Raw genomic sequence first — 12081 nt, forward strand, 5'->3', positions numbered from 1 at the left:
TCACTCAACTGTTGAATGTTAAGGTTGCAGGGCTGCAGCCGGGAATTTGTCGGATACTGTCTGGAATAAAACTGCGTGAGACTCTTTGCTCAAATCGGCTGGTATTTCCGCCGCGAGTGGCGCCGCTACCTCGGGGCCGTGGTGCTACTGATTGCCATTGCCATACTGCAACTGCTGCCGCCTAAGTTGGTTGGCATCATTGTTGATGGCGTCACCAAGGATCAGATGTCCAGCAAGGTACTGATGGCCTGGCTGGGGTTGATGATTGGTACCGCCATTGTGGTTTATCTGCTGCGTTATGTGTGGCGAGTGCTGCTGTTTGGGGCTTCCTACCAGTTGGCCGTTGAACTGCGGGAAAACTTCTATCGTCAACTCAGCCGTCAGAACCCGGCCTTCTATCTGCGTCACCGAACTGGCGATCTGATGGCCAGAGCGACCAATGACGTCGACCGTGTGGTGTTTGCCGCCGGTGAAGGCGTGCTGACGCTGGTGGACTCTCTGGTCATGGGGCTGGCGGTGCTGATTGTGATGAGCACCCAGATCAGTTGGCAATTGACCCTGCTTTCCCTGATCCCGATGCCGATCATGGCGATCGTCATCAAATATTATGGCGATCAGCTGCACCAGCGTTTCAAGTCGGCGCAGGCCGCGTTCTCCAGCCTTAACGATCAGGCACAGGAGAGCATGACCAGCATCCGTATGATCAAGGCTTTTGGCCTGGAGGATCATCAGTCCAACCAGTTTGCCGAAGTGGCCGCGCAAACCGGCGCGAAGAATATGCACGTGGCGCGAATTGATGCGCGCTTTGATCCGACGATTTACATCGCTATCGGTGCGGCCAACCTGCTGGCAATCGGCGGCGGTAGCTGGATGGTGGTTAACGGTTCCCTCACGCTGGGCCAACTGACCAGCTTTGTCATGTACCTCGGCCTGATGATTTGGCCGATGCTGGCACTGGCCTGGATGTTCAACATCGTCGAGCGCGGCAGTGCCGCCTATACCCGTATCCGCAGCCTGCTTGAAGAGGCACCGGCCGTGAAGGATGGTGAACTCGATCTGCCCGCCGGGCGCGGCAACCTGAGTGTGGAAATCAACGCTTTCCATTATCCGCAAACCAACAAACCCGCGCTGCATGACGTGGCGTTACAGCTGCAGCCTGGGCAAATGTTGGGATTGTGTGGGCCTACCGGCTCGGGCAAATCGACGTTGCTTTCGTTAATCCAGCGTCAGTTTGATATTGATGACGGCCATATCAGCTATCACGGCTTGCCACTTACCCAGATCAAGCTCGACGAGTGGCGTTCACGTCTGTCGGTCGTTAGCCAGACGCCGTTCCTGTTCTCCGATAGTGTGGCCAATAATATCGCCTTGGGCAACCCGGCGGCCACTCAGGAACAGATTGAACAGGCCGCGCGCCTGGCCAGCGTGCATGAAGATATTCTGCGTTTGCCTCAGGGTTACGAGACCGAGGTGGGTGAGCGAGGTGTGATGCTTTCTGGTGGCCAGAAACAGCGTATTTCCATCGCGCGGGCGCTACTGCTGGAAGCGGAAATTCTGATCCTCGACGATGCTCTTTCGGCGGTGGATGGGCGCACTGAACACCAGATCCTGCATAACCTGCGCAGTTGGGGGCAAAATCGCACGGTGATCATCAGTGCGCACCGCCTTTCGGCCCTGACGGAAGCCAGCGAAATCCTGGTGATGCAACACGGCTCGGTGGTACAGCGTGGGCAGCATGGGAAATTGGCTACAGAGCCTGGCTGGTATCGCGACATGTATCGCTATCAGCAACTGGAAGCTGCGTTGGATGAGGCTCCTGATAGCACCGAGGAGGTTTTGGCCGATGAGTAAGATACAAACTATGTGGCCAACGCTGAAACGTTTGCTGGCCTATGGCTCGCCTTATCGTAAACCCCTGGGGTTGGCGGTATTGATGTTGTGGGTAGCTGCGGCGGCGGAAGTCGCCGGGCCAATTCTGATCGGCTACTTTATTGATAACTACGTTGCCAAAGGGCAGCTGCCGCTGATGATTGTCAGCTCCCTGGCGGTGGCTTATATCCTGCTGGAACTGCTCGCTGCGGCGTTGCACTATTTCCAGGCCATCCTGTTTAATCGGGTGGCGGTTGGGGTGGTACAACGGTTGCGCACCGACGTGATGGACGCAGCCCTGCGCCAACCGCTGAGCGCCTTTGATACCCAGCCTGTCGGGCAATTGATCTCGCGGGTAACCAACGATACCGAAGTGATCAAAGATCTGTATGTGATGGTGGTGTCCACGGTACTGAAAAGTGCGGCGCTGATCGGTGCGATGCTGGTGGCGATGTTCAGCCTGGACTGGCGCATGGCGCTGGTGGCGATCTGCATCTTCCCGGCGGTGCTGGTGGTGATGGGGATCTATCAATATTACAGCACGCCGATCGTGCGGCGGATGCGTAGCTACCTGGCGGATATCAACGATGGCTTCAACGAAGTGATCAGCGGCATGGGGGTGATCCAGCAGTTCCGCCAGCAGATGCGATTTGGTGAGCGCATGAGTGCGGCTAGCCGCTCGCATTATACCGCCCGGATGCAGACGCTGCGGCTGGATGGTTTCCTGTTGCGGCCGCTGCTTAGCCTGTTCTCTGCCCTGGTACTATGTGGCCTGTTGATGCTGTTTGGTTTCAGCGGTGAGGGGGCGATTGGCGTGGGGGTGCTGTATGCCTTTATCAACTATCTTGGCCGTTTGAACGAACCGTTGATTGAGCTGACTGCCCAGCAATCGATATTGCAGCAGGCCGTGGTGGCCGGTGAGCGTATTTTCGAACTGATGGATCGCAGCCAGCAGAGCTATGGCAGTGACGATCGTCCGCTGGCGAGCGGCCGCATCGATATCAGCGACCTGAGCTTTGCCTACCGCAGCGACAAGAAAGTGCTGCAGCACATCTCTTTGCAGGTACCGTCACGGGGTTTTGTTGCCCTGGTGGGGCATACCGGCAGCGGAAAGAGTACCCTGGCAAACCTGTTGATGGGCTATTACCCGCTGAGCGAAGGGGAAATTCGTCTGGATGGTCGTCCGTTGTCCAGCCTTTCACATCGCACCCTGCGCCAAGGCATTGCTATGGTGCAGCAAGATCCGGTGGTGATGGCGGAATCGGTGCTGGCAAACGTCACGCTTGGTCGCTCCATCGGTGAAGAGGCGGTCTGGCAGGCGCTGGAAACGGTGCAACTGGGGGAACTGGTACGTAGCTTGCCACAGGGCATCCATACGCGCCTGGGGGAGCAGGGGAATAATCTGTCCGTAGGACAGAAGCAGTTGTTGGCTTTGGCGCGCGTGCTGGTCCAGGCACCGCAGATCCTGATCCTGGATGAAGCGACCGCAAACATTGACTCTGGCACCGAGCAGGCGATCCAGCGTGCCTTACGGCTGATCCGCGAGCAGACGACGCTGGTGGTGATCGCCCACCGCCTTTCAACCATTGTGGATGCCGACTCTATTCTGGTACTGCATCGCGGTCATGCCGTGGAGCAGGGGAACCATCAGCAGTTGTTGGCACTGCAGGGCCGCTACTACCAGATGTATCAGCTACAGCTGGTGGGCGAAGAGTTGGCAGCCACGACTCGCGACGAAACTCAACCCGCATAACCTTAAGCAAGGGCTCCGCTCCAGGAGCCCGCACCACCAACAGGCAATAGCGCTTTTCAACTCCCTCCTACTGCACTTTCCCAACGCGTAATGCACCAAAAAGGTGCGCAATCTCCAGGTGGCGATCTCTGCTTTCGTCCAGCGCTGGCCTCTGATCGTGGGTGTTTCTATATAATTAATTGAATTTAAATGAAAAATAATTTGTGGCACAGCCTTTGCTTTATATGACTCGTACCGGGGGTAAGTTTTTGGGCTTAATCGTGGAGAGGCAATATGAAGCTGGTTACCGTGGTGATCAAACCATTCAAGTTAGAGGACGTGCGTGAAGCCTTATCCTCTGTAGGTATTCAGGGGCTGACCGTAACCGAAGTCAAAGGCTTTGGCCGCCAGAAGGGTCATGCCGAGCTCTATCGCGGAGCAGAGTACAGCGTCAATTTCTTACCTAAGGTCAAAATTGATATCGCTATTGCCGATGACCAACTGGATGAAGTGGTTGATGTGATTAGCAAGGCGGCCTACACCGGCAAAATTGGTGACGGCAAAATTTTCGTTGCCGAATTGCAACGTGTGATTCGAATTCGTACCGGCGAAACCGACGAAGCGGCTCTGTGATCGCAGGCTCAGTCAACTGTATGGGGATGGATTGATAATGAAAAGACTGTTATCCACGTTGGGCCTGAGTTTGGTAACCCTGGTTCCTTCTTTGGCACTGGCCGCTCCGGCGGTGGCAGATAAGGCGGACAACGCCTTTATGATGATTTGCACCGCGCTGGTGCTGTTTATGACCTTACCGGGCGTGGCGCTGTTTTACGGCGGCCTGCTGCGCTCGAAGAACGTCCTCTCAATGTTGACTCAGGTGACCGTCACCTTTGCCCTGGTGTGTGTACTGTGGGTCATTTACGGCTACAGCCTGGCGTTCAGCGAAGGTAACGCCTTCTTCGGTGGCTTCCAGACGGTGATGCTCAAAGGGATCGGGATAGACAGCCTGACCGGCACCTTTAGCCAGATGATCCACGTGGCGTTCCAGTGCTCCTTCGCCTGTATTACCGTGGCGTTGGTGGTGGGCGGCTTTGCCGAACGCATCCGCTTCTCTGCGGTGGTTATTTTTGCCGCCATCTGGTTCACGATTTCCTACCTGCCGATTGCGCATATGGTTTGGGGCGGTGGTTTCCTGGCAGCTGACGGCGCGTTGGACTTTGCGGGCGGTACCGTGGTGCATATCAACGCCGCCAGTGCTGGTCTGGTAGGGGCCTATCTGTTGGGTAAACGTGCTGGCTATGGCAAAGAGGCCTTCAAGCCACACAACCTGCCGATGGTATTTACCGGAGCCTCTATCCTGTATATCGGCTGGTTTGGCTTCAACGCCGGTTCGGCCAGTGCGGCCAACGGTATTGCGGCGCTGGCGTTCCTCAACACGGTAATAGCCACTGCCGGTGCAATCCTCTCCTGGACCTTTGCCGAGTGGGTCGTGCGCGGTAAACCTTCTCTGCTGGGAGCCTGCTCGGGCTGTATCGCGGGTCTGGTTGCGATTACGCCAGCGGCGGGTACCGTGGGTGTAGGTGGTGCGCTGATTATCGGCCTGGTAGGCGGTGTTGCGGGGCTATGGGGCGTGGTAACGCTGAAGAAATGGCTGAAAGTAGACGACACCTGCGATGTGTTTGGTGTGCACGGGGTGTGCGGTATCGTTGGCTGTCTGTTGACCGGCGTCTTTACCGCTTCATCACTGGGTGGAACGGGTTACGCCGCTGGCGTCACCATGGGGCATCAGGTGTGGATCCAGTTGCTGAGCGTTATTGTGACGCTGGTGTGGTCAAGCGTGGCCGCGTTTATCGCCTTTAAGGTCGCCGGGGCCGTGGTGGGGCTGCGCGTACCGGAAGAGCAGGAACGCGAAGGCCTGGATGTGAACAGCCACGGCGAGAATGCTTATAACCAGTAAAATATGTTGAATTAAACTCTGAGGGGGCGATGGAAACATCGCCCCTTTTTCAATTAAACATCGCGCTTGCGGATCACGCCTTCTTGCACCGTCGTCGCTACCAGCACACCGTCGCGGGTGTAGAACTGGCCGCGCACAAAGCCACGGGCACCGGAGGCTGAGGTGCTTTCTACCGCATACAGCAGCCAGTCGTCCATGCGGAACGGGCGGTGGAACCACATGGAGTGGTCAATGGTGGCAACCTGCATGCCCGGCTCAAGGAAACCGACGCCATGCGGCTGTAGCGCCGTCAGCAGGAAGTGGAAGTCAGAGGCGTAGCCAAGCAGATACTGATGGATCCGCAGGTCGTCCGGCATGGTGCCATTGGCGCGGAACCAGACATGGCGATAAGGCTCTTCCACGCTGCCCTTCAACGGGTTGTGGAATTTCACCGGGCGCATTTCGATCGGCTTCGGGCCAATGAACTTGTCGCGCACTTTTTCCGGCAGCATATGCGACAGCTTTTGTGCAATTTCTGACTCCGACATCAATCCTTCTGGCGGTGGGACATCCGGCATGGTGTTTTGATGTTCAAAACCCTGCTCTGGGCTTTGGAAAGAGGCCGTCATGTAGAAAATGGGTTTGCCATTTTGAATGGCGCTAACGCGGCGCGCGCTGAAGCTATTGCCGTCGCGCAGGGTTTCTACGTCATAAACAATCGGTTTACTGCTATCCCCAGGACGCAGGAAATAGCTGTGGAAGGAGTGAACGATACGCTCCGCAGGAACGGTTTGCTTGGCAGCATACAGCGCCTGGCCGACCACCTGACCGCCAAAGACCTGGCGTAACCCCAGATCTTCGCTTTGGCCACGAAATAAACCTTCTTCAATTTTTTCCAAATCCAGCAGTTCGAGGAGGTTGTGCAGTGCCTGGCTCATAAAGTGGCGATCCTTTTAGTCATCATGTTGCGCAGTGTGCTGAATATGATGGCAGGACGTCAATATATTGCGTTATTTCTGCGGCGGCAGCTGTCGCAGCCAGGGTCTTTGTCATGAGGCCTTAGGGCTATTTAGGCCTAGTCCGATAGGCAGTTGTTAGTATTTTGTGCTAGGTTTAATCAGTGTAGTGGTTTAAGCCACTAACATGTGACTAATAATAAAGGAGACCGACCCATGAAACTCTGGCAAATGGTAGGGGGAGCAGCCGCATTGACGATCACACTGGCAGGCTGTGCCCACAAGAATGCGGATGTGCCAACGCAGACGGCTAACGCTGCGGCCTCGCAAACGCAGATCCAAGGCCCGGTGGTGAAGGGCTCAGTTAATATTCGCCAGCGTATCGCGCTGCCACCGGATGCGGTACTGACCGTGACCCTGTCCGATGCATCACTTGCTGATGCCCCTTCACGAGTGATTTCACAGCAGGCGATGCGTACCGAAGGTCTGCAGAGTCCGTTCCGCTTTACGCTACCGTATAACCCTGCGGACATTCAGCCTAATGCGCGTATCATCCTGAGTGCGGCGATTACGGTGAATGGCCAGTTGATGTTTATCACTGACACCATTCAGGAAGTGATCAACCGCAACGGGACCCAGGCCGATCTGCTATTGGTACCGGTACAAAACGTTCCGGTTCAGGTCGCCCCGACTCCAGCTCCGTAAGCAGCAATGCCTGCATCTGACAGCCTTTGCGCCTTTGGCCAAAGGCTGTTTTTACCAGTGCCAGCCATACAGTTCAAAATCAATCGTGCTCTGCGGGCCGAAAATAATTCCCTCTGCCAGTAACGCCTGCCGTTGGCGCTGAAAATCTTCACCCTGCTGTGAGATTTGCCCGTGGCGGTTAATGACCCGGTGCCAGGGCAGGGTGCTGCCCTCTGGTAAACGCCGTAATACACCACCAACCTGACGTGCTGCACGGGGTGAGCCTGCCAGCCGCGCAACTTCGCCGTAGGTGGTTACCTTGCCAGGAGGAATGGCGGCCACGATATGGAATACGCGTTGGCTGAAGGTAGCATCTTCTGGTTGCATGGCTGTTTTATCCTGTGCGATGTGTGGAAACGCGGCATACAGCAAAACGGGCGCAGCATGCGGCGCCCCTACCCATTGAGCAATATCTCCACTGGGTCATCAATATTAACTAGTGTGCCACAGGGAAGATGGGTAAGAAAACAGCGGTTGCTCCCGGTTGGCTTGCTATTTGCTTGGCCATCACCGATAATGCCCACCGCTTCGCAATTCAAGAAGCCGTCAATGGGGGCCCTGTTGGTTCTCCCGCAACACTAACTGGTGAACTCGGTCAGATCCGGAAGGAAGCAGCCGTAGCGAGTGACGTGTGTGCCGGGATGTAGCTGGCAGGGCCTCCACCAATTTCTAGCCTCCCCCCCAAAAAAAAGCACCGACAATCTGCCGATGCCTTACCTATTTGATGTTTATGCCTGGGTTTCCCAGCAGGCAACCAGCGGATCGACGATCTGGCGTGTTGTGCCGTCGGTCAGGCCCAAATCCGTCAGGTGCGGTCCGGCATTGCATGCCAGGCAGGTGCCCTCAATCGCCTTGAACACCCGGTAGGGCGGTTCCCAGTCTGCAACCTTGGCACTCAGATCGCGCAGGTTTTTAAACTGCTGCGCCAGCTGTGCGGCGGGGAGATCGGAAAGCATACCGGCGATCGGCATGGCCACCTGCGCCAATATTTCACCGTTCTGGCTAAGAGCCATGCCGCCGCCGGTGGCGATCAGCGAGTTGGCGGCCAGCGCCATGTCATGAGGATCGCGGCCCAGCACCACCAGATTATGCGAATCATGAGAGTAGCTGGTGGCAATCGCCCCCCGTAATTCGCCCCAACCTTCCAGCAATGCCAACTGAGGCTTGGCTGGGTGCCGGGCGTGGCGATGCTGTACCCAAATCAGACTGAACCCCGGCGGGAGCTGTACCTTGCCGTCGCGCACTTCTACCGTGGTTTCATTCCATTGGGTGAAACGTGCCCCTTTGATATGGCGCAACGTGGCCTGGCCGTGATGAATGGCCGCAACGCGCATGATGAAATCATCTGCGGCCAATGGTGGCAGATGGAGCGTGTCACGCGGTGCTGATACGCCAGGTGCGGTTTGCACTGGAGCCAGCATTTTTCCCTGCTCTGCCAGACACTGGCCAGCAACGTAAACCCGCTGGGCCTGGAGGTGTTCCAGGGAATCAAAGACGACCAGATCGGCGATCCTTCCTGCAGCAATCAGGCCCAGATCGTTACGTTGCAAGCGAATGGCGGCGTTGAGCGTAGCCATCCGTAGCGCATCGGTGGCCGGTAATCCGTGTTCAATCAGCAGATTGAGCAGGGCGATAATGCCGCCTTTCTCCAGCAGCATATCGGGTGGCACATCATCGGTGCAGATGGTGATTTGGGAGGAGAAATGCGGTAGCGATTTTAATGCCGCAACAATTTCAGGCAGCAGATAAGGATGAGAGCCCCGGATCTCAAGCGTCAACCCGGAGCGTAGTTTCTCCAGAGCATCGGCAGCAGAGGTCAGTTCATGATCGGAGGTCACGCCTGCAGCCAGATAGGCTTGCAGCTGCGGGCCGCTCAAACCACGCGCATGGCCTTCGATCAATTTACCGCTGTTAAGCCCGGCGTTAAGGATCTCCTGCATCCGTTCGCTGCCGTGCAGCACGCCGTGCATATCCATCACTTCCGCCACGCCGCCCACTTCGGGCCAGGCTAACATGGTATCCATCTCATTGCCGCCAAAGTCGGCACCGGACATTTCCAGCCCAGGCGTCGAAGGCACGCTGGAGGGGGCCGCACAGATCACCCGCAGAGGCAGGTTGCGGCTGGCATCCACCGCGTAGCGCACTCCCGCTACGCCAAGCACGTTCGCCAATTCATGCGGATCCCAGAAGATAGTGGTGGTACCTTGCGCGACGACGATCTCGGCATAGCGTTCTGGCAGCAGGTGGGAGCTCTCAACGTGCACATGGGTATCGATCAGACCTGGGCTGAGGTAGGCTCCCTCCAGGTCTTGTGTACGATGTGCCGTTGGCAAGGAGCCACAAGGATGAACGCTGGAAATCAGCGGGCCGACAATGCCAATATCAACCAGGCGGATTTCCCCGGTGACCATGTCGATCAGGTTGGCATTGGTCAGCAAGAGATCAAACGGCGTATTACCCAGCGCAGCCTGTACGGCACGTTGGCGCTCACCGTTACTGACAGAAAAGGTGGTCATGATAATCCCCAGAATAAGAGTAAGGGAGTTACTGTAGGCGGGGGCGTAAGCTTTGCACAGATGATTTAATTTATTGCGTGATAAGAAACGTTTATGCTGTGGCAAACGTTTACCTCTTTTCCTGGCAGGTTAGGCTATGTCCGAGCCATGGCGACGGTTACCCGCGCTTTCCCTCAAGCAAATTCAGTACTTTGTGACCCTGGCGCAGTTACGACATTTCACCGATACCGCCAGCCGTCTGGCGATCAGCCAGCCCGCGTTAAGCAGTGCGCTGCGGCAAGTCGAAACGGTGCTTGGCGGGAAGTTAGTCAATCGAACGGCCTCTGCGGTGACCCTGACGGAACTAGGCACGGCGATCTTGCCGCATGCGCAACGGCTGCTGAATGTGGCTCACGCTACCTTTGATGATATGCAGCGCGTCATGTTGGCCGGAGGGGATGGCACGTTACGTATCGGTCTGGTGCCTTCAGTGAGCAACCTGCTGTTTCCTGCGGTACCGCGATTGCTGGCGCAACATTTCCCGCGTTTACGCGTAGAATTCCACGACCAAACCAATGATTCCCTGCTACTACAGTTGGAAAATGGGCAGATAGATTTTGGCATAGGGGCTTTGGACAGCTCGGTGCCAGATCGGCTTGAGATTTATCCGTTGCAGGAAGATCCGTTTGTGGCGGTGATGCGCCGGGACGATCCCTTGGCGGATCCACATCATCTGCCCTGGCGGCAATTGGCTAACAGAGATATTGCGGTATTTTCGAAAGGGAATAGCAGTCGATTAGTGTCGGCACTGGCGGAAAGCCATCGTCTGAACTTAACGGCGCGTTATCAGGTGGATTTTCTGGAAACGCTGTATGGTTTGGTGCGGTCACAATTAGCGGTGGCTATTTTGCCGCAGCTTTATACGACGCATTTAAACGATGAAGAATTAACCGTTATTCAATTGCAACAGCCATTACTTAGCCGCACTGTGGCACTTATGCGCAGCGCAAAACAAAATCACTCGCCTTTAATTGAAAACTGTTTCCAGTTGCTACTGCACGATTTTCAGCTCAGAGGCAAGTAAACTTGAATTTTTAAGATAATGCTTAATCTGCGCGACCATTGAAGCCGATAATATTATCGGCTCAACGCAAGGCTACTTTGATTATCTTACAAATTTCCAAACGGCGACCGGAATTTTATCGTACAGCTTGTTCATGGTCAGTTCGGCCAGGCGATGATCGGCGGCAGAGTAGAACAGCTCTAGCTCATCGTCAGAGAGTTCGTACTTATTTTTCTCGATCACTCGCTCAAGGGTTTCAATCGTGGTGCATTTACGCAAACGCATCAGATAGTCAATTTTTGTCATGATAACCTTTAGTCTTATTAACCATAAAATTATTTGAGGATAATTATCCCCTAAGTTTTCATCGTGGTACAGACGCCCTCTCCTGAGAACAATCTGAATGTGCGTGCCTTGGTTTTTTGCCAGCGACGCAAATCGGAGTCATTAATACCGTAGCTGCTAAACAGGGTATAGGTATCGTCGAGGTACTCTTCGACCAGTTCCGATAAATCACCTTCGTCCATGTATTTAATTTTAAAACTCATTACAAACGAAGCAATATGTTCGATCAGCTCATTAAGCTGCAGATTGACGGCGGACGTTGGATCGTTAACCCAGCCGTGGTGGCTGTCACCCAAGGTAGCGATGCCTTCGTCGTACAAATTTTCACATAAGAATTTGAGTTGAGCAATATCGTGCCTTTTAGGCGAATACTCATCCATATCATCCCCCGTCAGTCTTAATTTCGGTGTTGATAACACTCTGTGAGTACATTGACTTAACATCATATGCTGTAAAGCTTAGCTCAGGCTTAATAAACTTTCAGCATATTAAATATAAATCATTTTTTGCCATCTAGCTTGTTACTATTACCGAAACTTACAATTCGTCAGCGGTTGATGGCCGTGAGTTGTCGATAACCTCAAACACCAAACCCTTTTCCGTCAGGGTAAAAGTGACAGAATCATTTATGTATTCGTCACCACTGATATCCAGGCATGCGTTAAAAATCGACCACTGATAGCGGTAACTCATTGAATACTCGCTATTACCGATGCAGTTAATCTCAATGATTTCTAATGAGCCTTCCACATAGCGTGCATTCTCGGAGTAAAAGCTTAGCCTACTGGTGAGCGCCGGTACCAAGTCAGATAATTGATTACCGACCACTTTCCTTAATTGTTTCACAGAAAGTGTGTCTACTTCGGAACAACGGCTTAGCGTCACTAGCATTTGGATATCTGGTTGTATCACATTCTATGCCTCTATCTTACTCCTTTTCC

The 12081-nt window shown here is 54.7% G+C and carries 12 protein-coding genes and 1 other RNA gene; 7 read left to right on the forward strand and 6 right to left on the reverse strand.

The window, feature by feature from the left end; translation table 11 throughout:
- The first annotated feature begins 75 nt into the window (after positions 1-75).
- The 4 genes from D9980_RS00275 to amtB all read left to right on the forward strand — a co-directional run bounded on the left by D9980_RS00275 (position 76) and on the right by amtB (position 5558).
- The gene (locus D9980_RS00275) at positions 76-1851 is read left to right on the forward strand and encodes a SmdA family multidrug ABC transporter permease/ATP-binding protein (RefSeq protein WP_121606051.1); all 1776 of its coding nucleotides are present in this window, start codon (positions 76-78) and stop codon (positions 1849-1851) included.
- Positions 1844-3622: a SmdB family multidrug efflux ABC transporter permease/ATP-binding protein gene (locus tag D9980_RS00280; protein ID WP_121606052.1), complete on the forward strand. Its 1779-nt coding sequence runs from the start codon at positions 1844-1846 to the stop codon at positions 3620-3622. The genes D9980_RS00275 and D9980_RS00280 overlap by 8 nt, the downstream gene beginning before the upstream one ends.
- Before the next feature lie 273 nt (positions 3623-3895).
- Complete coding sequence (gene glnK / locus D9980_RS00285) at positions 3896-4234, forward strand: P-II family nitrogen regulator (protein WP_004949337.1); 339 nt, start codon at positions 3896-3898, stop codon at positions 4232-4234.
- A gap of 37 nt (positions 4235-4271) precedes the next feature.
- Positions 4272-5558: an ammonium transporter AmtB gene (gene amtB / locus D9980_RS00290; protein WP_121606053.1), complete on the forward strand. Its 1287-nt coding sequence runs from the start codon at positions 4272-4274 to the stop codon at positions 5556-5558.
- A gap of 53 nt (positions 5559-5611) precedes the next feature.
- On the opposite strand, the gene tesB is transcribed toward amtB, so the two are convergent.
- On the reverse strand, positions 5612-6475 hold the full coding sequence (gene tesB, locus D9980_RS00295; RefSeq protein ID WP_024484389.1) for an acyl-CoA thioesterase II: 864 nt from the start codon (positions 6473-6475) through the stop codon (positions 5612-5614).
- A gap of 234 nt (positions 6476-6709) precedes the next feature.
- Here tesB and D9980_RS00300 point away from each other — a divergent pair, with 234 nt between their 5' ends.
- Complete coding sequence (locus D9980_RS00300; RefSeq protein WP_121606054.1) at positions 6710-7198, forward strand: YbaY family lipoprotein; 489 nt, start codon at positions 6710-6712, stop codon at positions 7196-7198.
- A 51-nt stretch (positions 7199-7249) separates the two neighbouring features.
- Here D9980_RS00300 and D9980_RS00305 read toward each other — a convergent pair whose 3' ends face one another.
- Entirely contained in the window at positions 7250-7564 is a 315-nt protein-coding gene (locus D9980_RS00305) for an MGMT family protein (protein WP_024484391.1), read from the reverse strand.
- 232 nt (positions 7565-7796) lie between these two features.
- Between D9980_RS00305 and ffs the strand changes: the two genes are divergently transcribed.
- Positions 7797-7893: signal recognition particle sRNA small type (gene ffs, locus D9980_RS00310), an RNA gene on the forward strand.
- 72 nt (positions 7894-7965) lie between these two features.
- Here the strand turns inward: ffs and D9980_RS00315 are convergent.
- Positions 7966-9753 (reverse strand): adenine deaminase, encoded by a 1788-nt coding sequence (locus tag D9980_RS00315; RefSeq protein WP_121606055.1) that lies wholly within the window; start codon positions 9751-9753, stop codon positions 7966-7968.
- Positions 9754-9889: 136 nt separating this feature from the next.
- On the opposite strand from D9980_RS00315, the gene D9980_RS00320 reads away from it, so the two are divergent.
- Positions 9890-10816, forward strand: coding sequence for a LysR family transcriptional regulator (locus tag D9980_RS00320; protein ID WP_024484393.1), 927 nt, complete (start codon positions 9890-9892; stop codon positions 10814-10816).
- Positions 10817-10897: 81 nt separating this feature from the next.
- Here D9980_RS00320 and D9980_RS00325 read toward each other — a convergent pair whose 3' ends face one another.
- The 3 genes from D9980_RS00325 to D9980_RS00335 all read right to left on the reverse strand — a co-directional run bounded on the left by D9980_RS00325 (position 10898) and on the right by D9980_RS00335 (position 12031).
- Positions 10898-11101: an HHA domain-containing protein gene (locus tag D9980_RS00325; RefSeq protein ID WP_021180142.1), complete on the reverse strand. Its 204-nt coding sequence runs from the start codon at positions 11099-11101 to the stop codon at positions 10898-10900.
- A gap of 50 nt (positions 11102-11151) precedes the next feature.
- Positions 11152-11520 (reverse strand): Hha toxicity modulator TomB, encoded by a 369-nt coding sequence (gene tomB, locus D9980_RS00330; protein WP_021180141.1) that lies wholly within the window; start codon positions 11518-11520, stop codon positions 11152-11154.
- 157 nt (positions 11521-11677) lie between these two features.
- Positions 11678-12031, reverse strand: coding sequence for a hypothetical protein (locus D9980_RS00335; RefSeq protein ID WP_121608919.1), 354 nt, complete (start codon positions 12029-12031; stop codon positions 11678-11680).
- Positions 12032-12081 lie beyond the last annotated feature (50 nt).

Source organism: Serratia sp. 3ACOL1 (assembly GCF_003668775.1).
In the GTDB taxonomy this organism is placed as follows: Bacteria; Pseudomonadota; Gammaproteobacteria; order Enterobacterales; family Enterobacteriaceae; genus Chania; species Chania fonticola.

Bases quoted from the DNA above. Each gene is read 5' to 3' on its own strand.
- D9980_RS00280 (WP_121606052.1), top strand. From the start codon at position 1,844: ATGAGTAAGATACAAACTATGTGGCCAACGCTGAAACGTTTGCTGGCC.
- glnK (WP_004949337.1), top strand. From the start codon at position 3,896: ATGAAGCTGGTTACCGTGGTGATCAAACCATTCAAGTTAGAGGACGTG.
- D9980_RS00300 (WP_121606054.1), top strand. From the start codon at position 6,710: ATGAAACTCTGGCAAATGGTAGGGGGAGCAGCCGCATTGACGATCACA.
- tomB (WP_021180141.1), bottom strand. From the start codon at position 11,520: ATGGATGAGTATTCGCCTAAAAGGCACGATATTGCTCAACTCAAATTC.
- D9980_RS00315 (WP_121606055.1), bottom strand. From the start codon at position 9,753: ATGACCACCTTTTCTGTCAGTAACGGTGAGCGCCAACGTGCCGTACAG.
- D9980_RS00320 (WP_024484393.1), top strand. From the start codon at position 9,890: ATGTCCGAGCCATGGCGACGGTTACCCGCGCTTTCCCTCAAGCAAATT.
- tesB (WP_024484389.1), bottom strand. From the start codon at position 6,475: ATGAGCCAGGCACTGCACAACCTCCTCGAACTGCTGGATTTGGAAAAA.
- D9980_RS00305 (WP_024484391.1), bottom strand. From the start codon at position 7,564: ATGCAACCAGAAGATGCTACCTTCAGCCAACGCGTATTCCATATCGTG.
- D9980_RS00325 (WP_021180142.1), bottom strand. From the start codon at position 11,101: ATGACAAAAATTGACTATCTGATGCGTTTGCGTAAATGCACCACGATT.
- amtB (WP_121606053.1), top strand. From the start codon at position 4,272: ATGAAAAGACTGTTATCCACGTTGGGCCTGAGTTTGGTAACCCTGGTT.
- D9980_RS00335 (WP_121608919.1), bottom strand. From the start codon at position 12,031: ATGCTAGTGACGCTAAGCCGTTGTTCCGAAGTAGACACACTTTCTGTG.